At 48.3% G+C, this 25,324-nt stretch carries 33 protein-coding genes; 2 read left to right on the top strand and 31 right to left on the bottom strand.

Annotation, left to right across the window (positions count from 1 at the left end; genetic code table 11):
- Positions 1-140: 140 nt before the first annotated feature.
- The 20 genes from NFS18_RS09150 to NFS18_RS09055 form a co-directional block, all read right to left on the bottom strand.
- A complete protein-coding gene (locus NFS18_RS09150; RefSeq protein WP_251389755.1) occupies positions 141-2,582 on the bottom strand; it encodes a phage/plasmid primase, P4 family in 2,442 nt (813 codons plus the stop codon).
- Between the two features lie 73 nt (positions 2,583-2,655).
- Positions 2,656-3,126: a type II toxin-antitoxin system PemK/MazF family toxin gene (locus NFS18_RS09145; RefSeq protein ID WP_251389754.1), complete on the bottom strand. Its 471-nt coding sequence runs from the start codon at positions 3,124-3,126 to the stop codon at positions 2,656-2,658.
- Positions 3,127-3,404: 278 nt separating this feature from the next.
- Positions 3,405-3,893, bottom strand: coding sequence for a hypothetical protein (locus NFS18_RS09140; RefSeq protein WP_251389753.1), 489 nt, complete (start codon positions 3,891-3,893; stop codon positions 3,405-3,407).
- Positions 3,894-3,898: 5 nt separating this feature from the next.
- Positions 3,899-4,459 (bottom strand): hypothetical protein, encoded by a 561-nt coding sequence (locus NFS18_RS09135; protein WP_251389752.1) that lies wholly within the window; start codon positions 4,457-4,459, stop codon positions 3,899-3,901.
- 47 nt (positions 4,460-4,506) lie between these two features.
- Complete coding sequence (locus tag NFS18_RS09130; protein WP_251389751.1) at positions 4,507-5,883, bottom strand: DEAD/DEAH box helicase; 1,377 nt, start codon at positions 5,881-5,883, stop codon at positions 4,507-4,509.
- Positions 5,880-6,251, bottom strand: coding sequence for a VRR-NUC domain-containing protein (locus NFS18_RS09125; protein ID WP_331477614.1), 372 nt, complete (start codon positions 6,249-6,251; stop codon positions 5,880-5,882). Before NFS18_RS09125 ends, NFS18_RS09130 begins: the two co-directional genes overlap by 4 nt.
- Entirely contained in the window at positions 6,238-6,450 is a 213-nt protein-coding gene (locus NFS18_RS09120; RefSeq protein WP_251389750.1) for a hypothetical protein, read from the bottom strand. The genes NFS18_RS09125 and NFS18_RS09120 overlap by 14 nt, the downstream gene beginning before the upstream one ends.
- Positions 6,450-7,553: a DUF932 domain-containing protein gene (locus tag NFS18_RS09115; protein ID WP_251389749.1), complete on the bottom strand. Its 1,104-nt coding sequence runs from the start codon at positions 7,551-7,553 to the stop codon at positions 6,450-6,452. Before NFS18_RS09115 ends, NFS18_RS09120 begins: the two co-directional genes overlap by 1 nt.
- A 19-nt stretch (positions 7,554-7,572) precedes the next feature.
- Positions 7,573-7,911, bottom strand: coding sequence for a hypothetical protein (locus NFS18_RS09110; RefSeq protein WP_251389748.1), 339 nt, complete (start codon positions 7,909-7,911; stop codon positions 7,573-7,575).
- 9 nt (positions 7,912-7,920) lie between these two features.
- Entirely contained in the window at positions 7,921-9,930 is a 2,010-nt protein-coding gene (locus NFS18_RS09105) for a DNA polymerase (RefSeq protein ID WP_251389747.1), read from the bottom strand.
- A gap of 65 nt (positions 9,931-9,995) precedes the next feature.
- Positions 9,996-10,571 (bottom strand): DUF2815 family protein, encoded by a 576-nt coding sequence (locus NFS18_RS09100; RefSeq protein WP_251389746.1) that lies wholly within the window; start codon positions 10,569-10,571, stop codon positions 9,996-9,998.
- 36 nt (positions 10,572-10,607) lie between these two features.
- Positions 10,608-11,831: a DUF2800 domain-containing protein gene (locus tag NFS18_RS09095; protein WP_251389745.1), complete on the bottom strand. Its 1,224-nt coding sequence runs from the start codon at positions 11,829-11,831 to the stop codon at positions 10,608-10,610.
- A 12-nt stretch (positions 11,832-11,843) separates the two neighbouring features.
- Positions 11,844-12,302 carry a hypothetical protein gene (locus tag NFS18_RS09090; RefSeq protein WP_251389744.1) on the bottom strand — a complete coding sequence of 153 codons (459 nt, stop codon included), beginning with the start codon at positions 12,300-12,302 and terminating at the stop codon, positions 11,844-11,846.
- Positions 12,283-12,828, bottom strand: coding sequence for a hypothetical protein (locus NFS18_RS09085; RefSeq protein ID WP_251389743.1), 546 nt, complete (start codon positions 12,826-12,828; stop codon positions 12,283-12,285). Before NFS18_RS09085 ends, NFS18_RS09090 begins: the two co-directional genes overlap by 20 nt.
- Positions 12,821-13,303 (bottom strand): DUF7768 domain-containing protein, encoded by a 483-nt coding sequence (locus NFS18_RS09080; RefSeq protein ID WP_251389742.1) that lies wholly within the window; start codon positions 13,301-13,303, stop codon positions 12,821-12,823. The genes NFS18_RS09085 and NFS18_RS09080 overlap by 8 nt, the downstream gene beginning before the upstream one ends.
- Positions 13,293-13,508, bottom strand: a complete 216-nt coding sequence (locus NFS18_RS09075; RefSeq protein ID WP_251389741.1) for a hypothetical protein — start codon at positions 13,506-13,508, stop codon at positions 13,293-13,295. The genes NFS18_RS09080 and NFS18_RS09075 overlap by 11 nt, the downstream gene beginning before the upstream one ends.
- A gap of 113 nt (positions 13,509-13,621) precedes the next feature.
- On the bottom strand, positions 13,622-14,269 hold the full coding sequence (locus NFS18_RS09070; RefSeq protein WP_251389740.1) for a sigma-70 family RNA polymerase sigma factor: 648 nt from the start codon (positions 14,267-14,269) through the stop codon (positions 13,622-13,624).
- A 562-nt stretch (positions 14,270-14,831) separates the two neighbouring features.
- Positions 14,832-15,641 (bottom strand): DUF3825 domain-containing protein, encoded by an 810-nt coding sequence (locus NFS18_RS09065; protein WP_251389739.1) that lies wholly within the window; start codon positions 15,639-15,641, stop codon positions 14,832-14,834.
- Positions 15,619-15,867 carry a helix-turn-helix domain-containing protein gene (locus NFS18_RS09060; RefSeq protein ID WP_251389738.1) on the bottom strand — a complete coding sequence of 83 codons (249 nt, stop codon included), beginning with the start codon at positions 15,865-15,867 and terminating at the stop codon, positions 15,619-15,621. Before NFS18_RS09060 ends, NFS18_RS09065 begins: the two co-directional genes overlap by 23 nt.
- On the bottom strand, positions 15,864-16,091 hold the full coding sequence (locus NFS18_RS09055) for a sigma-70 RNA polymerase sigma factor region 4 domain-containing protein (protein ID WP_251389737.1): 228 nt from the start codon (positions 16,089-16,091) through the stop codon (positions 15,864-15,866). Before NFS18_RS09055 ends, NFS18_RS09060 begins: the two co-directional genes overlap by 4 nt.
- A 553-nt stretch (positions 16,092-16,644) precedes the next feature.
- Here NFS18_RS09055 and NFS18_RS09050 point away from each other — a divergent pair.
- A complete protein-coding gene (locus tag NFS18_RS09050; RefSeq protein ID WP_251389736.1) occupies positions 16,645-17,010 on the top strand; it encodes a helix-turn-helix transcriptional regulator in 366 nt (121 codons plus the stop codon).
- A gap of 188 nt (positions 17,011-17,198) precedes the next feature.
- On the opposite strand, the gene NFS18_RS09045 is transcribed toward NFS18_RS09050, so the two are convergent.
- The 7 genes from NFS18_RS09045 to NFS18_RS09015 are packed head-to-tail and all read right to left on the bottom strand — an operon-like array spanning position 17,199 to position 20,844.
- A complete protein-coding gene (locus tag NFS18_RS09045) occupies positions 17,199-17,387 on the bottom strand; it encodes a cysteine-rich KTR domain-containing protein (RefSeq protein WP_251389735.1) in 189 nt (62 codons plus the stop codon).
- Positions 17,388-17,405: 18 nt separating this feature from the next.
- On the bottom strand, positions 17,406-17,969 hold the full coding sequence (locus NFS18_RS09040; RefSeq protein WP_251389734.1) for a YIP1 family protein: 564 nt from the start codon (positions 17,967-17,969) through the stop codon (positions 17,406-17,408).
- A 4-nt stretch (positions 17,970-17,973) separates the two neighbouring features.
- Positions 17,974-18,243, bottom strand: a complete 270-nt coding sequence (locus NFS18_RS09035; protein ID WP_251389733.1) for a hypothetical protein — start codon at positions 18,241-18,243, stop codon at positions 17,974-17,976.
- Positions 18,243-18,785 carry an RNA polymerase sigma factor gene (locus NFS18_RS09030; RefSeq protein WP_251389732.1) on the bottom strand — a complete coding sequence of 181 codons (543 nt, stop codon included), beginning with the start codon at positions 18,783-18,785 and terminating at the stop codon, positions 18,243-18,245. The genes NFS18_RS09035 and NFS18_RS09030 overlap by 1 nt, the downstream gene beginning before the upstream one ends.
- A 10-nt stretch (positions 18,786-18,795) precedes the next feature.
- Positions 18,796-19,197, bottom strand: a complete 402-nt coding sequence (locus NFS18_RS09025; RefSeq protein WP_251389731.1) for a hypothetical protein — start codon at positions 19,195-19,197, stop codon at positions 18,796-18,798.
- Between the two features lie 14 nt (positions 19,198-19,211).
- Positions 19,212-19,991: an ABC transporter permease gene (locus tag NFS18_RS09020; RefSeq protein ID WP_251389730.1), complete on the bottom strand. Its 780-nt coding sequence runs from the start codon at positions 19,989-19,991 to the stop codon at positions 19,212-19,214.
- Entirely contained in the window at positions 19,984-20,844 is an 861-nt protein-coding gene (locus NFS18_RS09015) for an ABC transporter ATP-binding protein (RefSeq protein ID WP_251389729.1), read from the bottom strand. The genes NFS18_RS09020 and NFS18_RS09015 overlap by 8 nt, the downstream gene beginning before the upstream one ends.
- Before the next feature lie 196 nt (positions 20,845-21,040).
- Here NFS18_RS09015 and NFS18_RS09010 point away from each other — a divergent pair, with 196 nt between their 5' ends.
- The gene (locus NFS18_RS09010) at positions 21,041-21,670 is read left to right on the top strand and encodes a CPBP family intramembrane glutamic endopeptidase (RefSeq protein ID WP_251389728.1); all 630 of its coding nucleotides are present in this window, start codon (positions 21,041-21,043) and stop codon (positions 21,668-21,670) included.
- 79 nt (positions 21,671-21,749) lie between these two features.
- On the opposite strand, the gene NFS18_RS09005 is transcribed toward NFS18_RS09010, so the two are convergent.
- The 4 genes from NFS18_RS09005 to NFS18_RS08990 all read right to left on the bottom strand — a co-directional run bounded on the left by NFS18_RS09005 (position 21,750) and on the right by NFS18_RS08990 (position 24,888).
- On the bottom strand, positions 21,750-21,899 hold the full coding sequence (locus tag NFS18_RS09005) for a hypothetical protein (protein ID WP_251389727.1): 150 nt from the start codon (positions 21,897-21,899) through the stop codon (positions 21,750-21,752).
- 18 nt (positions 21,900-21,917) lie between these two features.
- Complete coding sequence (locus tag NFS18_RS09000) at positions 21,918-22,736, bottom strand: helix-turn-helix domain-containing protein (RefSeq protein WP_251389726.1); 819 nt, start codon at positions 22,734-22,736, stop codon at positions 21,918-21,920.
- A gap of 360 nt (positions 22,737-23,096) precedes the next feature.
- On the bottom strand, positions 23,097-24,230 hold the full coding sequence (locus tag NFS18_RS08995; RefSeq protein ID WP_251389725.1) for a macrolide family glycosyltransferase: 1,134 nt from the start codon (positions 24,228-24,230) through the stop codon (positions 23,097-23,099).
- Between the two features lie 19 nt (positions 24,231-24,249).
- Positions 24,250-24,888, bottom strand: a complete 639-nt coding sequence (locus NFS18_RS08990; protein WP_251389724.1) for a TetR/AcrR family transcriptional regulator — start codon at positions 24,886-24,888, stop codon at positions 24,250-24,252.
- Positions 24,889-25,324: the final 436 nt, after the last annotated feature.

Genomic DNA, 25,324 nt, shown 5'->3' with positions numbered 1-25,324 from the left:
AAAGGTTTTTCTCAATTCCGCATCCCCAAAATTGTAGGAGGTTGTAGGAGATGAAAAAGCCGCTGCCCCTACCAAAAGAGGATTTTAGTGTTTTTCCTGCATACCTGGATAACAGTATATTGTGGAAATGATGGGCTCCTTTAAGCATCCGGGATCACTTCAAATTCCGGTTCTTCACCGGTAGCAAATTTCACATCCTCAACAACGGTCGTTGGGTTTCCACCGCCTGTCGGCCTTCCGCTGTTGTTGTATGTGTAATGCACTTCCATACCCTTACGGAAATTTTTCATATTCTCCGGTTTGTACCCACTATCCCTGCACCAGTCCACATACCTCGTATAAACCGCTTTACTTGTCAGCTTATTCCCATATTCTGTAACCAGACACTCCGATGAGAACATACTAATCCTGTCGGATTCCTTGTGGTAAGCATCCGTCGCCTCCAGCACAGACTTTGGCATGGTAAGCCCCTCTTTTTCAAAGAGCCGGTAACCTTCTAAAAGCCAGCTGAAGATGCCAGACATATTATCTTCTTCCGCAAAGAAAGACTTCAATCCCTTATCCTGTTCTTCCTCTTCAAAATGGCGGTTGAACGGGATGATCTTGATACGGCCGGAATCAAACAGCGTCAAATCTGTGATATTCGGCAGATGGTTCGTGTTGATAAATATCTTAAAATTCGGACGGAACTCGAAACTGTTCTCATGCAGGAACCGGGCCGTGATGGAATCGTTACCCGTCATACGCTTGGTAAAGGCGGCATCCATTGTAAGCTTCTTTTCCGGCTCCGAGATATTCACAAACCGGGAACCTGCAAGACGCGCCACTTCCTCTGTCGGTCCATTGCTCTGTGCGTTGAACTTCATGGCAAGGAGGGCGGGATCAGCGTTGCGGCCGTAGTCACCCATGACCCGCAGGAAGGTCTCCATCATCGTACCCTTGCCGTTACGGGAGGTTGCACCGTAAAGGATGAACAGGCACTCCATTCTGGTATCTCCGGATAACGCATAGCCCAGCGCCTTCCGGATATACCGGATACGTTCTTCATCCCCCTGCATAACCTCTTCCATGAACTGCGTCCACCTTGGGCATTCCGCATCCGGGTTATAAATGACAGGGGAAATCTTCGTCAGGAAATCCTCTGCCCGGTGTTCCCGGAATTCCCGTGTTTTCAGGTTCAGCGTCCCATTGGCAAGGTTGAACAGATAAATATCCCGGTCAAAAAAGGACATTGCCAGCGGGTACACGGACTTCGCATCCTTTAGCATGGTATCCCTGTGTTTCCTCTGCTGCAGCTTGCGGATGCGGTCGATGAAACGCTTCCTCGTATCTTCCTCCTTGATTTTGATGGCATAAGTTAAAAGGCGGTCAGCTAAGAGTTTTGCCAGCTCTGCGACTTTCAGCCCTCCGGTATCTGCCCTCCATACCGCCCCGTCATACACATACCAGATGCCGCGGTCACGGTTGTACCGGGCGACGCCTTTGAAGTAGTCCGCAAACATATTTCCAACCCCGATCTCATCCCTGCCATAACGCGGATTGGACTGCGGCTGCATCTCATCCAGAGTGGTCTTGATCTGGGAAAGGTCCGGATTGTAATCCACTTCTTCCCCGTCAAGGTTCCTGAACTCATCCCCTGCATCCGTGATATCCTGCGGATCGACCGGAAGATAGATCGCACGGCAGGTAGACACCGCATTCCTTATGGAGATCGCCCCGTAGGTAGTGCCTGCCTGCTGCCGGTCCCACTTCGGACGCATCATCCCGGAAGTACGGAAGATGCGGTCGATCTGCTCCTCATCACAGCCGCACCAGAACGCCAGCATGGAAAGGAACCCCATGTCCGCATCGGACTGGTTATCGAAATATTTCTGCCAGTTGCCTTCGTAGTAATTCATGAAGCGTTCACCATTGGCAGACTTCCCTGCATGCTCCAATACTTCCTCATCGGACAGGTAGGAGCACGGCTCAATATGTGTGTTCACCACCTGGCTCTTTCGCTTCATCAGCGTATCCAGCAAAGTCTGAAGCGCCGGCATATCCGTTGGGACTGTGCCTTCCCGGTACTTATTCCCTGTGACCGTCACGAAACGGTTTGTCGCCCCGGCGAGGTAAACCTCCAGGCCCAGGGTACGGTTGTTGATATAATAAACAGTCTTGTCAAAATTAAAATCCGCTTCCACACGGAAGAACCCGCGTAGGCCAGTGCCGGACGGGGACCGTTCAACATAAGCATCTTTGAAGATTCCAAGCACGGAAGCAGCCACATCGTTCAGGCTCCCGTCCTCACGGATACAGTGGTCGATGTCAAATGCCCCAATACCGTTATCTACCCGGATACCGATACCATCATATCCGCCCATCGCGTAGGTTTTAATAACGGTATTGAAGTCCGAGAAAGTCGCGGCGTTATTACTCTGCGCCTTCTTCCCGGTCGCCGGGTCATAGGGTACCTTCGTAAGCCTTGCCGACTTGCCTTTCCCCTTCTCCATCTTCCATACACAAAAACGGCAGGATGCTTTCAGATCCGCCGGAATGTTTACAAAATTCACCGGCGCATGGCCGTTATTGGTAGTTCCCACAATTTATCATCTCCAATCCTGGTTAGAAATCTTATTGAATGTAAAATCTGAACAGAAAAAGGTATCCGGCCGCTTACTTATCCCGGATCTTCCCATCCAGGCCGAGATGCACTTCCACAGCCCTCTCAATCTCATGTATCCTTTCCTCCCCGACACGCCCCACGAAACTCTTGAGGGCGCACTTGCCGATGGTGGTCACCTGCTCTGCCAGCACCATGGAAGGTTCCAGGTTTGGGCAGTCCGACACTTCCATCAAAACATGAGTCGGAAGATATGTTTTTTTCTTCTTGGAAGTCATCGGCACGACAGTCACTGTCCCGGAATGCCCGTTTGCCGTATTATTGCTCATGATGAACACCGGACGGCATCCTTCCTGGACGCTCGTCCCCGGATGCTTTCCAAGCTCCGCAAACCAAATGTCACCCCGAACCGGAGCCTTGCCGCTATGTACGGTGTCTGCTTGCGGTTTGGAGATCAGCTTCTCCGGATTCAGTCTCATCTTCCGTGAATACGCTGATTCCTTCCTCCTGTTTTTCCTGCCCAATCCTCTCACCTCCCGTGGTGTACGCAAAAGAAAAAGCCGGAAACAGGACTGCTCCTGCTCCAGCTTTATGTTTGGAGGATATCTCTTTCCTCCACCTCCCGGCATTATAAATAATACCAGAGAAAACGTAACAAAAACACCCGGTTTGAACGCCATTTACGCAGAAAAAAATGCCAAATATATTGTCTGCCACACCAACTATTAAAAAAGCATTTTATTACACAAAATCAGCCCAGACATCAAACAGCTTGACATCCGGGCTCCCGCATTCTATGATCTTATCCAAACAGCTCATTGGCCTCCCATGCAGAATACTCCTCGATGCACCACGCAATATAAGCAATCGCTCTCTGCTTTTCCCTGCCAATAGTCCGGGAAGAAATAATATGGCCTCCTACTGAAACTTCTGCATTTTTCTGCTGTTCCTGTTCCAAAAATAAAGTTCTCGCTACCTCCTTCATCTGGATATCTTCCATATTGCCAATGTGATGTTCTAGAAAGAACACCTTTTTCTTAGCGTCCAGATACTCTTCCAACGCTTCTTTTTCCCTTCCTTCTGCTGCTTTGTACTGAAGAAACGGTTCATCATATCCATAATCCTCTGGTGAATAAACTTCCTGCAGATTCAGTTTTTCTAGCAGCCCTTTATGGGATTGCTCATAGCGAATACAATATTCTTTGATAGCCGGATAGCTCCGAATCAATTTCTCGGTGAATGCCAAATAACTTTCACTCGCTGTATATACTCTTTTCTTCGGCCGTCCCATCTTTCTCACCCCTCTTCCCTCTCACACGAATCAATAAACTCACGATATGCCAGTTCCTCTGCAATGCTGTCGATAGCATCTGACAATGCCCGTTCTACCTGCGACCTGTATAGCCGATGGCAGCATTCATCAACCACTTGCCCCTTTTTCCGTTGTTCTTTATATATCTGTACAAACACAGCCCTTGTCCTGTCGTCCATCCGTTCATTCACAGCGGTTTCCACGATCTCAACCTGTTCGCAGAGTTTCCGGTACTCATTCATCCGGCTCTGCGCTTCCCTCTGCATCCGGTATTTCTGTTTCTCCACATACCCGTCTGCCAGCAGGATTGCCACCCTTTCCGGGATATTGGAAATATTGCTGGTCTGCACCCGTTCCCCTTCCTGCTGCCCGCCGCCGGTTAAATCCTGTATCGCCATATCCTCTGTATATTCAAATGTTCCCGTCATCAGATCCTGAAGCTGTTTCTTTTCCTTTACGGCTGCGGAGTATGATCCGGCCAGAAGGAGGGCTTCCGCCAGGAACCGCCCCTCTATTTCATATTTTTCTTTCTTCGGTCGTCCCATGAATCGTCCTCCTTCCGTCCGAACCGTGTATTTTTAAATCTGTGCTCTTACCGTCCAAGCCTTGCCTTGACCGCAGCAATCAGTTTTTCCTGCGTCACATCTTTTTCTTCCAGTGCAGCCATCACATCTTCATCCACAGTGCCTTTCGTAATGATATGATGTACCGTCACCACATCCGTCTGTCCCTGCCGCCAAAGGCGCGCATTGGTCTGCTGGTAAAGTTCCAGGCTCCAGGTCAGGCCAAACCAGACCAGGATGTGTCCGCCCTCCTGGATGTTCAGCCCGTGCCCGGCAGATGCCGGGTGGATCAGCGCAACCGGGATCTTCCCTGCATTCCAGTCCTTGATATCACCGCTGGACTTGATATCCCTCGTCTGATAGCCCAGCCTGGAAAGATGCTCCTCAATACGTTTCTTATCATGCTTGAACCAGTACGCCACCAGAACACTCTGCCCGTTGGCCGCCTCGATCAGGTCTTCCAATGCTTCCAGCTTGTAGTCGTGAATCCTGCGGGCCGTTCCATTCTCATCGTACACAGCACCATTTGCCATCTGCAGGAGTTTTCCGGAAAGGGCTGCAGCGTTGGCAGCGTCAATATCCCCGTCCTCCAGCGGGATCAGCAGGTCTTTTGCCAGCATATCGTAGAGCTTCTTTTCCTGCGTGCTCATTTCCACCTCGTGGGAAGCCATCACACACTCCGGCATATTGAGATAATCCAGAGCTTTCATGGAAATGGCGATATCTGAAATCCTTTCGTATATCTGTTCCTCTGCTCCATCCCTGGGAACATACTGGAACACGACTCCCGTCTGCGGGTTCATGCTGCCTGGCTTGAAGTATGCCTCCCTGTATCTGCCAATGAAACGCCCCAGGCGCTCCCCTCCGTCCAGGATTCCAATCTCCGCCCATAAGTCCATAAGGCCATTGGAAGTCGGCGTACCGGTCAGCCCGACAAACCGCTTCACAAACGGACGGATCTTGCGTAAGAAACGGAACCTCTGGCTCTGGTGGTTCTTGAAGGAGGACAGCTCATCGATCACCACCATGTCAAAATCCCACCGCAGGCCATTCTTCTCGTAATACTCTACCAGCCACTTAATAGTCTCCCGGTTGATGACATACACCAGGGACGGGTGGTTCAGTGCCCCGATCCGTGTTTTCTGGTCGCCCACGATGACGGAGATGGAAAGAAATTTCAAATGCTCCCATTTCTCAACTTCTGCCGGCCATGTGTTCCGTGCTACCCGGAGCGGGGCCACTACCAGCACCTTGCTCACGTCAAAAGTATCCAGCATCAGGTCATTGACAGCCGTCAGAGTGATCGCCGTCTTGCCTAGTCCCATCGTCAGGAACAGCGCCGCAATCGGATGTGTTTTCACATATTGGATACAATAAGCCTGATAATCATGCGGTACGAACTTCACCGGGCACCACCTCCTTCCCCCGGCAGCACCATATTCTTCCGTTCCGGTATCTCTGCCCCTATTCCCGTTGGTACCGGTTCCCCCGGTTTCCATTTCCGGAGTGATTCCATAACTGACTGTATCTGTTCCGGCCGGTCCACGCAGAACACCGGAAATCCAAGGGCCAGTAACTGCTCCCTCCGTTTCCTCTGCAGCTTCCGCATCTGCTTTCCGGGGGCTTTCAGCTCTGCGAAGGCACACCTGCCTCCCGGCAGCAGAACCAGTCTGTCCGGCACCCCGTTCATCGTCTGGGAAGTAAACTTCACTGCTTTACCGCCAGCCTCCCTGACCGCATCCACAAATGCTTTTTCTACTTCACTTTCCCTCACTGCAGGCGCCTCCTTCCGGTCCCCGCCGGCTGCCACGCTTCTGCCGCCTGGACGGGTGCTTTTTCTTCTTCTCCTCCCGCATGAGATTGCCAATAGCCGCGTCTGCGGTCGGGTCAGAGTGGGAATTCCTGGATGGATGGGCGGCAGTTGTATCAGAGGAGCGTGTCACCCAGCGGAATCCAAAATCTCTCTCAGCCATTACCCGTTCATCTCCTTCCACTGCTGCGGCGCCATTGTTGCCACCTGCCAGCCGATGCCCTCCAGGGCGGTCGCCCGGTCATAAGACTCCACCTCCTGGCTCGCCCGTGTGATGGCATTGGATAACCCGTACTGTGAAAGATCACCGCCGGAAATGAGATACTGCAGGATGTTATCCTGCTCGTCCTGGTTCAGTCCATAGCTGCGGCCGGTAAGTTCCACCACCTCCGGCACCTTTCCCGTGATCGGCACACCGGCCGCTTCTTTTAATCTGCCGACCACCTGTGCAAAACGGCTCTCCTCGATCGCCGCAGCCGTCACATCCCGGAGTTTCAAAAGAAACGCCTTGTCCTCCGCTTCGATGGTCTCATCCGAATAAATGTAGAAGCTGTCCTCCAATGCCCTGGCAGTCCTTCCTACATGGTTCTTCCGTTCGCCCATGTCATTGACTACCATTCCATTCGTACACACAAGACGGTAGACCAGAGGCTGAACAGAAACGGAACCCAGCCCGACCTCCGAGTTTGAGATCACCACGCCGGCCTGCACGTAATCCCCCGGAACAACCGCCATCTCCAGACGGTGGTTGACGATCTTTAAATACAACCGGTTCTCCGTCACCTCGCAGGAAACTACCTCGTACTGCTCCTGTCCGGCAAACAGCGGGAGGACAGACGTGGCAACCTCCATGTTGTCAATGCGGCGGTACCGTTCGGAAAGGAGCGCCCTTGCCACCGAGCCCTTGCCGTAATCCATGGAACGGATCATGTAGCTGTTCGTCCTGTCCGCAAACCATGCATTCACATTCTCTGCCAGCAGCTCCGGTTTCTGCGCCGACATCATGTCATAATACTTTGCCGGGATTCCAAGTGCCGCTGCCACCTGCCTGTGAAAAAGCTGGCTGGTAGCAAAGACTTCCTGCTGCCCGGAAACCACATGGTTGATTTCAAACGTCTGGCCGTCGTCCCTGAGATGGAACGCCTCCGCCGGCCCGATATAATCTCTCTTTGCCCTGCTCTGGCGGTCCAGTTCCGCCATGACCTCTTTTAAACTTCTGCCTGTTTTCATATCAAAATCCTCGCTTTCCGCATCCTCCGATGCCATCTGGTATATGCCCGTACACCTAAAGTTCTGCCTGGACCATCTTCTGGATGTTTCTCACAGCAGCATACAGCTTTGCGCGGTTTAAACGCGGTGCATCCAAAAGCTGCTCCACAGCTTCCAGTTCTTCTTCCACATCATTCAGAAGCCCCCTCTGGTGGTCTTCCAGTTTCTCAATCCTGCCCTCGTAGTATTTTTCCTGTTCCGCAAAGTCCGCCCTGTCCTGTTCGATCTCAGATACATGCTCCGCAATGAAACGCCCTGGTTCCGGTCCGGCATATTCTTCAATTATCTCCAGCACATCCCTAAATCCAAATACCGCGGCTGTTTTTCCGTCTTTCATTTCCATCACATGAGCCATGCCGCCACCTCAATCCTTAAAATAGTAACCGCCACGATAGCCGGCTGCCGCCAACGGTAAGTCCATGCACCAGCGGGGATTTGCCGCCATGACCTTACAGATATCTTCCGGTGTGTATTTTCCGATAGGCGCTTCAATAATGACTTCGTCATGCACATGGCCCACGATCTCAAACCCGGCTTTCTCAAGCCGCCACATCGCTTCCGTCAGGATATCCCTGGCGATTGCCTGTGTCGCATTTTCCACGATCTTTCCAGAGTACGTCTCCTGCCTCTGCCACTTGTTATTTGCCCCTGTCCCGCAGAAAGTCAGGCTCATCCGGCCGAACCGGTTCGGCTGCAGCTTTGGCTGGAGATATGCCAGTTTCCTGCCTGATGGCAGCACCATCCAGAGAGTGCCGGAATAATACTGGAAACGGATTCTCTTAATCTGGTGTTCCTCATGTGTTTTGACTGTCTCCACCGCCGCCTTCTCCACATCCCACCAGTACTGCACAATCTTCGGGTTTGCCTCCCGCCAGTTCTGGATCAGATCCGGCAGCTCTGATTCTTTCAGCCCCATCTCCAATGCGCCCATGGAAATCAGTGCGCCCACGGAGCCGCCATAGCCACACGCGAGTTCAGCCACCTTCCCTTTCTGCCGGAGTTCCCCGTTTACGCCATGCTTTACGACTGGTACGCCAAACATCTGCGATGCCGATGCACAGTAAATATCTGCCCCCTTTTCAAACGCATCCAGCCTCCACTGCTCCCCCGCTTCCCATGCAAGCACCCTCGCCTCAATCGCAGAAAAGTCCGCAACAATAAACTCACAGCCTTCCTTTGGAACCAGCATGGTGCGGATCAGCTGGGACAGCACATCCGGCGTATTGCCATAGAGCATCTCCACCGCTTCAAAACATCCCAGCTTCACTAGTTTCCTCGCTTCATCCAGTGTGGAGATGTGGTTCTGGGGAAGATTCTGCAATTGAATCCCCCTGCCAGAAAACCGCCCCGTGCGGTTGGCACCGTAGAACTGGAACAGTCCCCTTGCCCTGCCGTCCTGGTTGACATACCGTTCCGCTGCCTGGTATTTCTTCACAGAACTTTTCGCCATCTGCAGCCGGAGCTTCAGCATATCCAGCGCTTCCTGGTCGCACCCGTTCTTATCCAGTTCCCTGATCATGGCGGCCACCTCTTTCTTTCCAAGGCTCTCCATGGGAATGCCTTTCCCGTCCAGCCACTGCTTCAGCTGGCTGACGCTGTTTGGGTTCTCCAGCCCGGTCAGTTCATAGGCTCTCTTTGTCATTTCATCAGACAGCATCAGGTCACAGGCTATCGCCTGCTGCACCAGCACCGTGTCAATCCCGACTCCCCGGTCGTTGATGCGCTGGTCCATATGGTAGTAGCCCCACTCCGCATCCGGCATCGGGAATGCCGACAGCCGGAGACGGATATCCCGTTCCGTCCGGACATCCTGCAGGCAGTAACTTTTAAACCTCTGCCACCCCTCCGGGTCATGTTCCGGGAGGTTCCGTGTGCGCCCGCCATTTGATTTCGTTGGCTTGCACGGAACGGAAAAGTATTTGATTAAATTTTCCCCCGCCCGGTCTTTCTGCTCCCCGGTCTTTAGCACCAGTGCCGCGTTCCTCAGTGCAAGCGGAAGGGAAAGCGATGCCGCGTGTATCATGGAACACTGCCAGCTGTCCGGAGAGAGTACCCGCCCCAGATAGTGACCGATGCAGGTACGCTCAAACTGTGCGTTCCACGCCGCCTTGATAATGCCCGGATCGTCAATCGCCTCCCATATCTCCCGCGGCACCTCTTCTCCGCAGGCCATGTCTATGATCCGTACTTTCTCTTCATCAAAGGCATAAGCCAGCAACAGGATCTCAAAATCATCCGCTTCCACATACCGGTACACGCCGCATTTGGAAAGGTCTGTGCTGCTGTAGGTTTCCAGGTCAATGGAGAGCACCCTTGGAATGTCGGGTGCCCTGCTCCTGGTATCAATTTCATTCACGTCCATCACCCCGTTCATTGGGAGCTCCGGGAGGAGGCACCATCCTCCTTCCCGGCTCCCATCATTTTATTGCTGTGTTTCCCTTATTTCAGGAAATCCGGCATGTCTTCACCCAGTACATCTTCCTCTTCTGTTTCCAGCGCATCAAACTCACTTTCCGCAGATGCCCTGCCGGACAGACGCTCGCCGTCCTTCACGAACTGGATGTTGGAAAGCCCTGCCGCCACGCCGCGGTTACCGTTGGCATTGAACGGATAGAAATTAACACTGACATTGCAGTAGCATCCGGAATAAACCATCATCGGGTCCGTTACCGGCTGTACCCTGCGGTCAACAATGCCGGGGGCGTCTTTGCTGGTCGCATTGACGAACATACAGTCCTGGTAGGTCTCGTCATCCGGCCGGTCAATGTCCCCGTCACGCAGGGGCAGTTTCAGGTTCGGCGGGATCTTCCCGCTCCATTTGCGGGTCTTGCCATCCTCTTTTGCTGCCTCCACCGCTTTCTGGATAAGGGCCAGGGTTTTCCTGTCACTCTTTGGAATGACACAGGAAACGGAATATTTCTCATCGCCTCCATTGATTGCCTTCGGTTCCCAGATGTTTGCAAAGGAAATCCGGCAGGGAATGATCACTTTCGTAGGGTTTGTATTAGTTGCCATAGTCGTTGTCCTCCTATATTTCATTTTTTATCTGGATCACTGATCCAGTACTTTAAATTCATCCCCGGCAGTCCCGTTTAAATCCACTGCCGGGCGCGGGTCTGATTCCGGCACCAGTGCCAGCTTGCCAGGCGGCTTGACCACGAATTCACCGAGTATCTGTGCGAACCGCTTCCTGCCCATCATCTTCTCAAACTCCGTGAGCGTGATGAGCTCCTGTTTGTACACATCGGTAAAGCCTTCTTTTGCCGCGGCGTCCACCACCTTTTTCGTGTCTGTGAACTGCCGCTTGCTCCTGCCCTCCACCACTTTATAGCCAGCCCAGACAACACCGTGGTTGATGGCCTCGTTGGATGCATAAGCAAACACAGCGGAGATCCACTCGGAAATGCGGTTCAGTGTCGGAAGGATCGCTTCAATCTCCTGCTGGGAGATCAGGGCCGGGGATTTGAAGATCGGTGCATCCGTATCCGGGCTGTACGGTGCTGTGGCATCGGTCAGCTCCACCCCGTCCGCCAGTGCCCCGTTGTCCAGATCCAGGAATTCCTCCCGTGCAAGCGCCAGTGCTTCCTCTGCCCTTGCGCGGCACATGGCCTTTGCTCGGCAGAACTTACACCAGTCACCCGGTTTCTGTTCGCCTTTCCCCTCAAATGCCATCTTCGCCACCGGCCGGATGCTCTCAGCCCAATCCAGAAGTTCCTGTTTCGTACAGGTAAACGTACTGATATTCTCAAGCCGCGGCTGGATGATGGTCATGGAAACAGTATGGATATCAAAAAGATAATCATAGGCGTGCAGTGCGCCAAGTGCATACAGCATCATCTGTGTGTTGTGGTCTGCATCTACAAACACACCGGAGCCCGTCTTGAAATCACATACATGGAGCAGTCCGGGAGCCAGGATCACCATATCCCCGGTGCCAAAACCACTCGGCACAATATGGCTGTAATCCAGCTTTTCTTCTACCAGTGCCAGCACGGAAAGCCCCTGTGCCTTCAGTTCCTCTATGGTGGAAACCACAAACTCCGCATAAATGTCCGTGATAGTTTCAATCTCCTCGGTCAGATACTCAGACTGCGGGCGCTTCATCCGGCGGTGGAGGTACTTTTTTACCTTGTACTCACACAGTTCATGCGCCCATGTCCCTTCTTCTGCATAGGGGGAACTCTCATTCGGGAAGTTCTCCTCCAGACGTGCGGACGGCGGGCAGTTCAGCCACCGCTTGGAACTGGATGCGGATAATAATGCGTGTGCTCCCATAGGCATCCCCCATCACAGCTGGGCGAGGTCATTTAAGAACGCCTCACGCTTGTCCTCCGGAAGTTCACTGACCGCCCCGCAGCCATACGAGGTAAGCAGCGCCTTGATCTTCGGGCTGTTCTTCCGGTTGGCAGTGATCTTCTGTGCCGCAATCTTTAAAAGATCATCCGTGGTAATCGTGGCTGCGGCTTTTTTATCTTCCGGCGCTGTATCAAACGGAAGGTCCTCCCCGGAATCCCCGGCTTTTGCGGCCTCCTTCTCTTCCTGTGTGTCTGGTTCATTCTTTGCGGGTACTGCAGGAGCCTGCTGTCCGGCCGCCATCTGCTCTGCCAGCCCTTCCATCTGCTGCATCTGCTCCGCCATGCCGTCAAACATGATGGAGAATCCCTGGAAGATGGTCGTCATGCCCTTCACGATCTTTTCCGGATTTACTACGGCTGTCTGGATACCCTTACCTGCGGTCTTTGCCATGGCCTGTCCCTCCTGTCTCAGATTTCTTTCCCGGACGCATTCCTTCCGGCAGCACAGACTCCATAATCCCCATGAGGATAGCCCCGCCTAAAAGCTGTCCCAACATTTCCGGGAACTCGTTCTCCAGAAAATCAGCCGCATTGCTTTCCGGCTTGTGAGACTCCTGTTCTGAATGACTATCCTCCGCTGTATGGCCTTCCTGCGCGTCATCCTCTTCTTCTGTGGTCTCTTCTTCCACAACCTCAACAACGCCCATCTTCTCCAGGATGCATTCCTCTGCTGCCAGCACTTTTTTCACAATGCCATCCTCAATCCCGGTCTCCCCGGCGATCTCCGCAGCCAGCTCATCCAGATCAATCTCCACATCCCCCTCGCAGCAGCCGCAGCTCCCGCCCTGGCATCCACAGCAGCACGGTGTATCTTCCTTTTCAAAGTGGTTTGTAGTCTCCATGTGTTCGTCCAGATGGATGTGCAGATTTCTTACTCTCAAAATAACTGCCTCTTTTTTCCTGTCCTTTTTACTCATTCTTCGTGTCCTCACTTTCTTTCTGATCCCGGCCACCCTGCTCCCGGCAGCCCTCCATGTGTCCTTCCTGTCTCTGTTTCCATGCATTCACGATGCACCCGACTAGCCTGCCCGGTTCCGGCAGGCACCGTACCGGGATGCCAAGCTCCCTGGCATAGCTGATTTCCCGGCTCATGCCGTCAGAAATCCGCTCTCCGAATACCCACAGTTCATCTGAAATCTCCAGCCACCGCATCCCAAGCGTGATGCCTTCCTCCCGTTCCTTCTCATCACTATCCTCAAGGAACCGGGTGAAATACAGATGGGGTGCGAGGGGCAGGTATCCCAACTTCACCAAAATCCGGCAGGCCAGCTTTGTCCGCTTCACATTCTCCTTCCTCTCCCACTCCCGGTCCGCTTCCTTAAGGGAAACTGCCTTATACGGGGAGCAGACATAAATGGTCTTTGCTGTGCTTTCCGTAACCTTAACTCCCATCCGCGTCCTCCTCCGCAGGTGCCTCCACAGGGCGGAATGAAACGCTGTCCACACACCCGCTGGGCATGATGATCAGCACACGGTTCTTTCTGCCAAAGAGCGCATCCAGAACCCGGCTGCGGATTCCCCGCTTGTGTACGTCACAGATGGGCCTGCCCATGTCCCTGGTGCCGATGTCCATCGTGAATCTCTTTGCTGCATCCATTGACTTATCCTCCTTCCAGTCAAATCTGTTTCCGGCGGCAATGCCTCCGGGAAAGAGTTTTTTATGAACCCCTCCACCTGTTGTCGTGGGAGAAAGGGTTTAGGAGACACCCTTCACAAATTTTTTATATTTTTTCTGAGTTTTTCTAAAGAACGCTCAATCATAGTGGTTACTGTTCTTCGACCGACTCCCAGCTTGTCCGCAATCTGCTGCTGCGTGAGCTCATCAAAAAAGTATGCTGTGATAACCTCCCGCTGCCGGTCAGTCAGGCAGTCCATCAGTTCAGACAGCATGTCCTTTTGGATAACCGCCTCCAGCACATCCGGCATTTCCTCTTCCACCCGGATATGCTCCCAGTCCTCCTCATATTGCCGGCTGCCCTTCCGGTCGCCTTTCCGGTTCATAAGGTTTGCCTCGATCTGCTCCTCGCCTTTGAGTGCCACAGCAACACTCCAGTCATCCCCATCCAGAAGGAGCCGGCTTTCTGTGGGCAGACCATCCTCCCCGTCATGGAAGCGGTATGTATATTCGCCGCATTCTCCAATACTGACCACCGTGGTTCCGCTGCCATTGGAATAAACAGCGTAACCGTTTGGATACACGCTTAGGCTCCCATCCGGCCCGATCTCGCGGACAGCCACGGGCTCCTCCCCGGAATCCTTCAGCTGCCTTGCGGTCGGGGGCCTATGCCCCATACCGCTGCCAACCATCTCTTTTAACTGCCGGAAGGTAAGCCCGGACTTTTCTTTTTTTCTTTCCATGTCGTGTCCTTTCCGCCCGGACACGGGACACCATGGTCATTCGCAGACAGACTGCGATGCCCACGGCAGGCGGCAAAGGACATAGAAAAAGGCGGACCTGAGTGCGTGAAATACACCCAAATCCGCCCGTATGCCTGAAAAAAGCGCAGCAAGACCAGAGGGTACCCCACAGCGATTTTTTTCGATATATTCCGACAGGAAACCGGAATATAGAAAAACCGCCTTATGAAATATCCTTTGCCTTCTCGCGAACCAGGCATTTGATATATGTATTTTCTGTTTTCCCTTTACAGGGATGTTGGCCGTCACCTTACTCCGTGTGGCATGGCCGGAACCGCACGGATCTGCAACACCTCCTTTCCCGCCGTCTTTTGACAGGATTATTATATTGACTGAAAAATTCCACTGCTTTCAGAACGAGAAATGCAATAAATCCCTGAATTTTGTGGCAGCACCCATAGAGTGGCAACGCCCGACAAAGCACAGTCCATGTGCATTTCTTTGTCGGGCGTTTTTCTCTTTCTACAACTCTTTCTTTTGTGATCTCTTTACTCTTCCACGCCTATTTCACAAGCTCGGTCAGCCACGGGGCAAGCGGCCTTGCGACCACCCTGGCATTCAAATAGGCCATCTCCAGAGTCAGGCAGGTATGTCCCATGTAGTAACCGTCCATGACTGACAGCGTCATGGCAAGGTCCGGCCTCTTCATGTTCGTCAGATAGACCGGGAGAAGGTACTGTATCTTCCCCTGGTATCCCTGCGGCACCACGAGCCCCGGTTCCACCACGGCCCGCCTCCTGCCAAGCTCTACCGCTGTTTCAAACAATAGCGGCAGGTTCTTTGCCTTGCGAATTCTTGCTGGAATCCTCTCCAGGTTTTCTTCATCCCCCAGTATGTGTTCCACATTTACCCGGATCGGCCAGTCGGGATTAAAACCTGCGCTCCTCTGCGCCATGTAGTAGGAAGGCTTCTTTGGAAGAGGCTGGATGTATCTCAGCCACGGTGACAGTTCGTCACAAAACCCCCGGAAATACCAGTCCAGCATGGAATCCTTCTTGTGGTTCCGGTCAAAGAAAGCGTAAATCCCCTTATAGCGGCTGTTGTAAAGCCCGGTGTGGAAACATGCCCTCTCGTTCTCCACCTGGAAGAACTGTGCAGCTTTCCCGGCATCCTCTGTTGAATTAAACTCAATGCATTGTTTACGGAAAATAATATGTAAGTACCGCTCCAGGATCGGGGTTTCCCGGTTCTTCGTCTCTTTGGATGGCTTCTTGAACTGCCAGGGCTCCGGCAGCGCCATTTCTTTTAATTCCTTCAACTGCCCGTACCAGTCCGGCACATAGGCAAAATCAAATAAATCTGTCGTCAACATTTCTTAATCCCCTCCACTTCGGTATCGCATCAACCAGTTTCATCTGAATCCGTGTCTTTAGGTCGCCGTCAACATACTGGCACTCATTGCCCTGTACATCCTCAGCCTTCACCGTCGCTAATGTGTCAATGTAATCATCATAGTAAATCAGAATTTCATCGAGAGCCTCCCGGTCGCCTTTTACGGCAGCGCAGATCAGCTCGTATGTAAGTTCATTTTCTTTCATAACGTTTCCTTTCGTGATAGTTTCGTATGGCAGCAAATGCTTTCAGCAAACTGCGCGGCAATCTCAATATCCGTGTACCTATACCAGAAATTCAGGATCATCACCTCCCTCTGTGTTACTGACAATTTCAGCATGGCATTATAGAGCCATTCGCTGGTAATCACACAAATATGGGATTTCCCCTGCAGAACCAGATGCTCGGACGGATAGATGTCATCCTGCACCTTTGTTTCAAACGTCAGGGGGAAGGCACCTAACAGGTGCGGAGGTCCCCGGCTCCAATAAAAACTGAGAAAAATCGTCAGAAAACGACACAGAAAAACGCCAGAAAGCTCCTGCCGCTTCCTGACGTGATAGTTCCAGATATGGTAGTAATATGCGTTATAAGTATTATTGTAGCTATCTAATATGCCCGATAATGCATATCCATAGGTATAAAATGCTCTTTCGCATGCCGGGATTTTTTTAACGGTTCACCCGGACAGAACCCTTTCACAAAAATAATGCCACCCATGACTTCCTCCTATCGGCTGGTCACAGATGGCAAACACGAATAAGCCCTGCTGCGAGAAGCCGTTTTTTTTATCCGCTTCCCGACAGGGCTCTCCATCCGCTTACTCTGGCGGCATGGCTTTTATTCCTCTACACAATCCCACAAAGCAACTGGATTGTTGTTCTCTTTATCAAAAAAGGTATAATCATGCATACATTATCGGTACGATTAGGGAATATGAAAACCCAAATCGGCACGATAGAATATAGGTGAGGTGAACGATTATGCCGAAAAACACAGCAACACATTTAGGTAACTGCATCCGTACTGCACGGCAGGCATGCAGTCTTACCCAGCAGGAACTGGCAGACCAATGCCATGTAGCAATTAAAACCGTCCAGAAAATCGAGAACGGAACCATGAACCCATCCTTTGATATCCTCTGGCCTATCGTGAGGCGGTTAGGGATTTCAGGTGATGCCCTGTTCTACCCGGAACTTTCTGATGAAGAACTGGATATAAAGCATCTCATCGGAAAATTCCGGTCATGCCGCCCGCAGGAACGAAAATTCATGCTGAACACCGTGGACTGTATGTCCGAGCAGTTTCTTGCAGGGCATGACATGTCCAAAACGGAAAAACCGGAGTGAAACCAGTAGGACAAGAATGCCTTGTTACTGCTGGTTTTTCTCTTTTCTGCCATTATAAACTACCGGGTTATGAACGACCTATGAATGGGTTATGAACCGTCTATAATTTTAAAAAGTTTTCGACAAAATATGGCAGAGCATGTCGAAACGGAACAGAGCCGACAACCTGGGAGTGTGGTCTCCATAGGTTATCGGCTCTGCGTCTTAGCGTCTGGCTCTTTGATAACATACATATTCATTTGCCGTACATTAATTAAAGTTTCCATTTTGCACTTAGGGCAAAATAGCGGGAAGTTTTCAAGCACTGTATCTTCTCTTATTTTGATGCGGGTTTTATGCTCGCAATGAGGACAAAAAATCCATTGTGCCGCTTCCATAGATCCACCTCCCCTGTTTTAGATAATAGGAGTCTTTAAGCCTATATACCCATCAAGTGCTGCCATCATCAGAATAATGCCCCCCATTACAACACATGCTCCAAGGCAGCGCCAGCCCTTTAATCCGGCAAATTCCCTCAGATAGACAAAATACAGAATGGCTTTCCATATTAGAATTCCTACAAATACAATATTCAAAAGCATTCCCCAAAAGGTGCTGTTCCAGAACACAAAGAAGAACACCTCTGTCACTGCCACCACAACAGAGCAGATTGCCGTAGGTGCAAAAGATATTCCCCACGCTCTTATGTGCGTTGACAACGATTTCTTACTGCCAAAGATTGTACATACTATCCAAAATGCAATGCTTATGGCCACATAAGATATGATTCCGAACACTGTAATTTTCATCATATTCAGTATATCAATGTCCGGTGCATTGACGCCAAAAAAATGGCGAAGTACAGGTTCAAAAACCGAATTAATCAGGATCGTGCTGATGACCAATCCCCATGATACTGTGTTCTCTCCCTTCTGGAAAGCCTCCGCAGGGTGGTTTAACGCTTCTATGAATGGTCTCATATCATTATCCTCCGAAGATATTTAGGAACAGATTTGTGTAGCGGGTTCCAAAAATCAAAGTAAAAACTACGGCTTGTATTGCAGACGCTGTAAAAGCAAACCTCCAGGGGTAGGAAATAATGAGTTGCTTTACCTTTTCGACAACAGAAGTATTTTCCGTCTTACATTCCATCAAAATCCGATCCAGCATGACCTCTTTCTGCTGCTCTGTAGGCAGTCCCTCCTGTTTCAGCGTATCGAAGGCTTTTTCAAATAACTCGTCATTTTTTGTCATCACAATCCCTCCTCATACTTAGCATAATTCTTTATGAAAGCCTTCTTTGCCCTCTGTAAAATGCTCTCGACAGCTTTGGGAGACTTTCCGACAATTACAGCAATATCCTTGACAGTTCTCTCATCGATGTATTTCAGAACCAAAACTATTCGATATTGCTCTGATAATGCTTCCAAGCAATCCCGCACTTTCTCACGTTCAAAAGACTTTACCAAAATCTCCTGAACATCCTGAGCAGGATCATCCATGTGTTCTGCCAGATAATCATCCATTTCGATTATTTCAAACTTAGGGCTGTACTGCTTCCGATAAAAATCATTCAGCTTATTCCTTGCTATTTTGAAAATCCATGTCCGTTCAGAGCACAATCCCTTAAAGCCAAAGAATCCTTTATACGCATCCATGAAGATTTCCTGTGTAATATCCTCTGCGGTGGCATGGCTCATCCCGGTTCGCAAATATGCATACTGGTATATTTCATCGACATACGCCTGGTACACCAATATGAATTTTTGCTCCCGTTCATCTTTGAAAAAACTCATATATCTTTCCTCATTGGATTTCAATCTCCTTTGACAGCAATGTGGTATCCTTATATATTACCTCCACCTTCAAAGTTCCCCCGCTTACCTGCCCTGCTTCCAGCTCATAAATAACAATGTCCTGGAGGTCGCCTTCTGTGGCTTTCGTCTCAGACTTGATCTCAGTTCCGTCAAGATACCACTTCACGGTATATTCTGTTCCTTCCGGGCTTTCAATAAAATGAATACTCGTGTAAATGGGTTCATCTACAGCCAGCATGTCCGGCTGGCTTGCAGACTCCAGATCGTTCTCTGTAGTATAACTCATGTTTGATATAATGCAAGTTTGAACTGTATCGTCATTTCCACCGCATCCTGTTAATGCTGCCATCACCATAACGACTGCCGCCAAAAAGGTAATCATTTTTTTCATAACATACGCCCTCCTCATTCTCCGTAATTATACTCATCCTGTTTCGTAAAGATCAGGAATGCCGCTATAAAAAAGGCCAGGATACTGGCCCCAAAGACAACTGCAGCCAGTAAAAATTTCGATGTGTCGGAAACCTCTGACAAGGCCTGCATCATTACACCAGGGGCAATCAGGCTGACATTCTCCATTACTTCGGCTGTCCAGCCCAAAGCCTTACCGATACCCTCCACCAACATAACAAAGAAACGGGGCATTAGGACCAAGCCACTTGCTAAGCTCCAAATAAGTGCTGCTTTCGATGAACGTGCAATTACGGAAATGAATACCCCCATAGCTGCATATACCATGATATATCCCCACAACGGGAGCAGATACTTCAACAGCACGAGCAGGTGCATGCCATCTCCACTAAGCCCTATAATAACACAAGTGACAGGCAGCAGATATACAAACGCCAGAACCAATGACATTGCCATTGTGACCAGTACTTTAGATATAAAAATACTGGCTTTGGTAATACCGGAACACATGATACAATCCAGGACATTATGCTCTCTATCCGAAGAAATCAAATCAAAATATGCTGATAATACCGCCCATGATCCAAAAATCATATGGGGCAGGAATAAAGCCATAAATTCTAACTGACCGTCCTCGATGAGTTTTGTTTTTCCCCCTGCTGCATAGAAAAAGAAAACCCCCATTCCGGCCAGGGCTATCCAGATCAGCCATGTGCGTAAATTCATAGCTTTTTTCAAATCCCTGACATAAAGTGTAAAAATACGGCTAATCATCCTGGCACCTCCCCAAGTGAAGCTGCTCCTGCACAATGTTCTTCACATTGGAAGCAATGACTTCATATATGGCAATTTTCTGCAGCGTCAAAGCTAAAATCAACTGCGGGACCTGTTCCCTCTTGATTTTTGCAGTGGTTATAGTACCAGTCTCATCCAGAGCAATCTGAAAATCACTGGAAACTTTCTGGAAAACAGGCATTGGAATTGCAGAGGTTCTGATAATATAAAAACTCTCAATCTCATTATTGTATGTGAGCTGACCATGTTCCATAATCGCAATATTGGTACATATCTCATCCATATCTCCCAAAATATGAGAAGAAATAATAATGCTTTTTCCCTTATCCTGAATCCCTTTAATGATGCTTTTCATTTCAAAGGCCGCATTTGGGTCCAAACCTGCCGTCGGCTCGTCCAAAATGTATAAGTCCGGTTCTCCAGTCATGGCGATAACCATTTGAAGTTTTTTCTGTTGACCGGGTGACAGATGCCTGACCTTTTTATCCATAGTTAATTTCAGTTTCTCACCCAACGATACACCCGCCTTTGCATCAGCCTTTCTCAATCTTGCAAAAAAGCGGATTGTATCAATAACAGTGGTACTATCGTCAAATCGGCAGCTCTGCGGCATATATCCAATGAAGGATTTACTAGTTTGAAGAATCACTGTTCCTTCCGTGGGTTTCATCAAACCGCTAAGCAGCCTTAATAATGTGGTTTTGCCTGCGCCATTCTCTCCGATAAGACCGTAAACCTCTCCCTGTCCGACAGCCAAATCAATGCCGTGCAAAATTTCAGTTTTACCGAAGGATTTTGACAATGAATGTGCCTGAAGTGCATATTGACTCATTTCGATGACCACTCCTTTCTGACCATTTTTGTGCTTCATAAGGGTAGTCGTAAAAATCCCAAAAATCCTTCGCTTTTTTTTCAAGATTTTTTAAGTTTTTTTCCTGGAAATAGACTTGCTATTATCCCACAGTCGAGTAAACTGTCTGTTACAAGCAGTTCAACTAAAATTATTTCGTGAAAGGAAGGTGCATAAAATGTCCAGGAAACTACTCTCACTTTCTACTGGTTTGGCCCTGCTGCAGCTCTTAAGGATATTGCTAAAATCCGCAGTTTTTACATTTTTCAGCCGCACACTAATTTCAGACACCATATTCAGCCTTCTATTTATGGGAGCAGCCAGCGTCTGCATATTACTAATATGTAAGCAGAGACAAATAGATCTTAGGATACTTCCAGCAAAGATCAGTATGGCCTATTGGATATTCACTTTTTTGGTTATAGTAATATTTGCCGCAACGCCATTTATCACGCAAAGCACGTCCTTATATGACATTCTCTTCCTGATCTATGGCGCAGCAATAACACCGATTTTTGAGGAATTAATCTTCCGGGGGTACGTATGGATGGCGTTGGAAAAACACGGAAGGAAATTCGCCTATCTCTCCACAACAATCTTATTTGCCCTATGGCATATTGGATATGTAGATACGGTTCTCTGGCGCGTATCATATTTCAACCATACAGCCTCCATTCCGCAAATCATATTTTGGAAAGTAATAACGGGCTTCATTTACGGCATTTTATTGGGGGCCGTCAGATACAAAACAAACAATGCCTATTCTTCTATGCTACTACACAGTTTTCTCAATACGTTCGGCGGTTAAGCAGCTATAGCACAGAAGAGCCTCGCGGAAGCGGGGTTTTTCTGTGCACATAACTGAGGACATTTTGTAAAAGGATATCCTATTCCCATTCAAAGAACCGGATCGCTATTCCTCCGCACATGACCATGAATGCTGCCATTACTGCAATCGGAATCCACACAGACCCCATCAGCAGCCCTAACGGTGATAAAAAGCTATGTCTTATCGTTATCTTACTCCATTCCAGCATTATGATAAAACTCTCAGATTATTTCACAGCCAGCCGCCATTTTTTCTCCAACGCATACGCCTGGTATGCTACTAACCCCATGTACCCCGCAATTGCTAATAGCCATATAATTCTCACGATAAATGCAAAGTCATTTTCTAACTGCATCATCTGAAAATACATAATACCACTTCTTATAAAGCCATACGCAGCCACGCAATACACCGGTATCGGAGAAAGCCTTCTCACCCGGAAATAATATCCGGCCACAATTACAATGCAGATCAGGTAAAGGATGCTTTGAAACACTGTCGGCCATATACCGGGTGCCTGCATAAGTACAAAAATATTTGAGATCAGTGCGGCTCCAAAATAAGCTGCTACAATCACTCCTGCCTTTTTAGGCGTTAATTTTCCACGGATGGAAAATGTCAGTCCGGTAAAAAGCAGCAGCGTAATCATCAGATACCCCAATAAATAGGAAACTCCGTATCCCATCATCTGTAGATTCGCCCCTGTAAGTTCCGGTGCCAGAAAACGGATTGCCACTACACTCATAAGCAGATATGCCATTCCTGCAAAAGCATACAGTGCCGACTGCACCCTTCCTATAACGGGCGATTCCACGATAGGATTTTTCTCCACACATTTTTTCATTTCCTCGCCGGACAGCAGCTCATCCAGAGATGCTTCCAATACCTCTGATAATTTCTTAGCAGTCAGGAGATCTGGATACCTCGCACCACATTCCCACCGTGACACGGCCTGCCGGGTGACATAGAGATGCTCAGACAGGGTCTGCTGTGTCATCCCTTTTTCTTCTCTTGCCCTTTTTAGTTTTTCACCAAATTCTACCATAATTATCAACCACCTTTTCTGATTTGTTTCCTATAGGATGAGCCGATTATAAAATATCCTGCTGCCAAATGAAAGAAACACCCTTCAAAATCCATGTAAACCAAATGGTAACATGGGATTTCTGCCAGTATATATGTATAATTCTGTGGTTAAAGTATCTGAAAAGTAATGTTTAATACCGGAGCTGAAATCATAGCAATATCCATAGGGATATCATTTGCGATCCTTTTTGAAGTAACTTCTTCAAATCGCTGTTTCCGTTGCGAAAAAATAAGTAGAAAAAAATTTAATATAAAAATCATAGCTGATATAGGTACAGGGTCACTCATAAATTTTAAAAATATCCTCTCTTTCTATAGGTCATTCGTTATCTAATTCCGCTAAAATCTGTCTTGCAATTTCCATGTTGCCACCTGCTGATTGTGACTTGATCTGGAACTCCCGTAATGTGTCTTTGTAGCTGTTATTGTTTAAAATCTCCATAGCTGATAATCTTAATGAATCAGCATCTATATCTTTTTGTTTCATGTATTTGCCTAAGTGCAGTGTTTCAATCCGTCGGGCAACCGTAGGCTGATCGTTACCAACAGGAATGACCAACATCGGCGTTCCATAATACAGTGCTTCATTTACACTGTTCATGCCACCATGTGTAATAAATAGCGATGCCTTTTTCAGTATTTCTAGTTGCGGCACAAATGGATAAACAAAAAAGTTATCTGGTATCTTCCCAAGCTGCTCCATCTTAACAACATTCCCAATAGACATTACTACCGAAACAGGTTGATTTCTAAATGCGTCAAGACACTTCCGAAAGAATTTTACAGAAGTATTGAGCAGGGTTCCAAGCGAAATATATATAATCGGATTTTCTATTTTTGAAAAATCAAATTCCTTTTCTTCCCGACCGCCAATGGATGCTCCAACGTATTTATAACGTGAACTGTCAAAATCACCCGAATAAATCTGAAATTCTTTAACTGTATATGTAAAATTCAATTTAGGCGCATTATCCGTCATTTCTTTTGCTATATTGCCGTAACGCAAGTTGAATTTCTTTTTTAAGACCTGGGACACAATTTTGCATAGAAGCGGATAACGGAATATAAAAGTCATATACCATCCGCCTGTTTTTCCAAAATCATGTAATACTTTTTCGTTAAGCGTAAATGTAGAAAATAATCGAAAAGCAGGAATCCCCAGCTGATCGGCTACAACCTTGCCTGGCAAAAACAGCATTTCATAAATCAAGCAGTCAAAGCCCTTGCCTATTCTTTGTACTGTTTTATAAGCAGCGCCCCAACTTTTCGTTTCTTTTTGGGAAGTTGTCAACGTAGAAGGATAACCGTCATATGGTACAAAAACTGCCCCTGTTCTTTCTATTTTATTTTTCCAATCCGGAGAATGTACATAAGTAACTTCATGCCCCAAAGATACAAAAGTTTTTGCTAATTCTAATGTAGGATTGGTATGACCTGAAAACGGCAGATTCACAAACAATATTCTTCGCTTTTTAAACATAATAACGGCGTATTACCTCCTTGATTTCCGAACACTTTTCCTCACTAAAAATTGGCGCATTAAATTTTTCTAATAACAGCATAATAAAATCCACTTTATTACACATTTCTTGATAATCAGAATTTACTATTACCGGATCAAGCCATACATCAATTAAAAGAACTAACACTCCTGCAAGTTCCTTTGGATATTTACAGTTAAATTCCTTATTCTTATTTCCTTGTTCCAAGATTGCCGCAATATATTCTGCCAACACATTTAACGTGTTCCTTAATGTATCCAGCAAAGCAAAGGGAATTTTCTCAGCCCATCTGCCTTTCGTTAATTCCGGTAAAGCTTCATTTACAGACAAGTAAGTTATTACCTTCTCAATTTTCTGTTTTGCGGTTAAATCCTGATTATCTACTAATTCCTTTAGATAATTTGAAACCATTTCCTTTGCGTAATTTGAAAGAAATTCCATGATTTCCTGCTTACTCCTGAAGTAATGGTATATAGCCCCTTTTGATAATCCACTTAGCTGCATAATATCCTGCATCGTAGTTTCGTCATAACCTTTTTCAGAAAACAATTTCGTAGCTGCTCTAATAATTTTGTTTTTTGCAATTAAGGACTTTTCTTCTTGCTTCATATTCGCCTCCAAAAATAAACCGTCAGTCGGTTTTTATTTAATATAGCATTAAACCCTACTCTTGTCAAGTAACCACAACAATATTTAGGTTTTCTCGTGATATCGCATGAATTTTGTTAATGTCAATACCAAGTTTTTGAGAAATTTTATTTAATCATATACAAAAATAACTGATAGCCACATCTGTTCCCAGATGCTTGCCATCTGCCTCTATTCTCACCCCACAAACCGATACCAGCTGCCAACCATAGTCTCTATATTCTCATCCCCGACCTTCTTTCTCAGAGAACTCACCACATTCACTTCCGTAGCCTGACCCTTATCGGCTCCTTCCAGGCCACTTCGTATGTACTATTGTAAAACCAATGTTAACAACTTAGTAGTGGCATGATATCACAATAGGATTAAGCTATTAAACCAATAATAGCAGATGATA

The organism is Mediterraneibacter agrestimuris (assembly GCF_943193195.1).
Classification (GTDB): domain Bacteria; phylum Bacillota; class Clostridia; order Lachnospirales; family Lachnospiraceae; genus Schaedlerella; species Schaedlerella agrestimuris.
Note: the sequence above shows the minus strand (reverse complement) of the source record. Positions and strands in the feature narration are given on the sequence as shown.

Coding starts and splice junctions, on each gene's coding strand:
- NFS18_RS09140 (WP_251389753.1), bottom strand. CDS start 3,893: ATGGGACGGCCGAAGAAAAGAGTATATACAGCGAGTGAAAGTTATTTG.
- NFS18_RS09135 (WP_251389752.1), bottom strand. CDS start 4,459: ATGGGACGACCGAAGAAAGAAAAATATGAAATAGAGGGGCGGTTCCTG.
- NFS18_RS09120 (WP_251389750.1), bottom strand. CDS start 6,450: ATGGCTGAGAGAGATTTTGGATTCCGCTGGGTGACACGCTCCTCTGAT.
- NFS18_RS09115 (WP_251389749.1), bottom strand. CDS start 7,553: ATGGCATCGGAGGATGCGGAAAGCGAGGATTTTGATATGAAAACAGGC.
- NFS18_RS09110 (WP_251389748.1), bottom strand. CDS start 7,911: ATGGCTCATGTGATGGAAATGAAAGACGGAAAAACAGCCGCGGTATTT.
- NFS18_RS09105 (WP_251389747.1), bottom strand. CDS start 9,930: ATGAACGGGGTGATGGACGTGAATGAAATTGATACCAGGAGCAGGGCA.
- NFS18_RS09100 (WP_251389746.1), bottom strand. CDS start 10,571: ATGGCAACTAATACAAACCCTACGAAAGTGATCATTCCCTGCCGGATT.
- NFS18_RS09095 (WP_251389745.1), bottom strand. CDS start 11,831: ATGGGAGCACACGCATTATTATCCGCATCCAGTTCCAAGCGGTGGCTG.
- NFS18_RS09090 (WP_251389744.1), bottom strand. CDS start 12,302: ATGGCAAAGACCGCAGGTAAGGGTATCCAGACAGCCGTAGTAAATCCG.
- NFS18_RS09085 (WP_251389743.1), bottom strand. CDS start 12,828: ATGAGTAAAAAGGACAGGAAAAAAGAGGCAGTTATTTTGAGAGTAAGA.
- NFS18_RS09080 (WP_251389742.1), bottom strand. CDS start 13,303: ATGGGAGTTAAGGTTACGGAAAGCACAGCAAAGACCATTTATGTCTGC.
- NFS18_RS09075 (WP_251389741.1), bottom strand. CDS start 13,508: ATGGATGCAGCAAAGAGATTCACGATGGACATCGGCACCAGGGACATG.
- NFS18_RS09070 (WP_251389740.1), bottom strand. CDS start 14,269: ATGGAAAGAAAAAAAGAAAAGTCCGGGCTTACCTTCCGGCAGTTAAAA.
- NFS18_RS09065 (WP_251389739.1), bottom strand. CDS start 15,641: ATGTTGACGACAGATTTATTTGATTTTGCCTATGTGCCGGACTGGTAC.
- NFS18_RS09060 (WP_251389738.1), bottom strand. CDS start 15,867: ATGAAAGAAAATGAACTTACATACGAGCTGATCTGCGCTGCCGTAAAA.
- NFS18_RS09050 (WP_251389736.1), top strand. CDS start 16,645: ATGCCGAAAAACACAGCAACACATTTAGGTAACTGCATCCGTACTGCA.
- NFS18_RS09045 (WP_251389735.1), bottom strand. CDS start 17,387: ATGGAAGCGGCACAATGGATTTTTTGTCCTCATTGCGAGCATAAAACC.
- NFS18_RS09040 (WP_251389734.1), bottom strand. CDS start 17,969: ATGAGACCATTCATAGAAGCGTTAAACCACCCTGCGGAGGCTTTCCAG.
- NFS18_RS09035 (WP_251389733.1), bottom strand. CDS start 18,243: ATGACAAAAAATGACGAGTTATTTGAAAAAGCCTTCGATACGCTGAAA.
- NFS18_RS09030 (WP_251389732.1), bottom strand. CDS start 18,785: ATGAGTTTTTTCAAAGATGAACGGGAGCAAAAATTCATATTGGTGTAC.
- NFS18_RS09025 (WP_251389731.1), bottom strand. CDS start 19,197: ATGAAAAAAATGATTACCTTTTTGGCGGCAGTCGTTATGGTGATGGCA.
- NFS18_RS09020 (WP_251389730.1), bottom strand. CDS start 19,991: ATGATTAGCCGTATTTTTACACTTTATGTCAGGGATTTGAAAAAAGCT.
- NFS18_RS09015 (WP_251389729.1), bottom strand. CDS start 20,844: ATGAGTCAATATGCACTTCAGGCACATTCATTGTCAAAATCCTTCGGT.
- NFS18_RS09010 (WP_251389728.1), top strand. CDS start 21,041: ATGTCCAGGAAACTACTCTCACTTTCTACTGGTTTGGCCCTGCTGCAG.
- NFS18_RS09005 (WP_251389727.1), bottom strand. CDS start 21,899: ATGCTGGAATGGAGTAAGATAACGATAAGACATAGCTTTTTATCACCG.
- NFS18_RS09000 (WP_251389726.1), bottom strand. CDS start 22,736: ATGGTAGAATTTGGTGAAAAACTAAAAAGGGCAAGAGAAGAAAAAGGG.
- NFS18_RS08990 (WP_251389724.1), bottom strand. CDS start 24,888: ATGAAGCAAGAAGAAAAGTCCTTAATTGCAAAAAACAAAATTATTAGA.